This is a genomic window from Aphanothece microscopica RSMan92 (genome assembly GCF_046613545.2).
Lineage (GTDB): Bacteria > Cyanobacteriota > Cyanobacteriia > PCC-6307 > Cyanobiaceae > NIES-981.
This window is the reverse complement of sequence record NZ_JBKKKY020000589.1, coordinates 1-425: the sequence shown is the minus strand read 5'-3', so window position 1 is coordinate 425 and position 425 is coordinate 1. Positions and strand designations below refer to the sequence as shown.

At 53.4% G+C, this 425-nt stretch carries 1 protein-coding gene; it reads right to left on the bottom strand.

What is annotated here, in order from left to right; all coding sequences use genetic code 11:
- On the bottom strand, positions 1 to 425 hold a 425-nt coding region (locus ACLD7X_RS19190; protein WP_411425269.1), incomplete at both ends, for a DNA translocase FtsK.

Sequence of the window (425 nt, the reverse complement as noted above, 5' to 3'; positions counted from 1 at the left end):
GTTGATACCAACCGATTTACCCTTGCCCGTTGCGCCAGCAATGAGCAAGTGTGGCATCTTGGCAAGATCAGCACAGAGCACTTCGCCAACAACGGTTTTTCCCATGGCAATGGGAAGCTTGATGTCGGGATTGTGATACTTGGGGCTGCGGATGATGGACGAGAATCGAACCAGTGCAGGGTTATGGTTGGGGATTTCGATCCCAACGGTTCCTCTGCCGGGGATAGGCGCAATAATGCGAACGCCTGGGGCCTTGAGTGCAAGGGCGATGTCGTCGCCAAGGGACTCAATTTGAGACACCTTGATGCCGGCAGCTGGAACAAATTCGTACTGGGTAACCACCGGGCCTGGGTGCACGGTGAGATTTTCAATGCGTATCCTGAATGTCTCCAGCTTTTCCTGAAGAATGCGGGCATTGTTTTGCA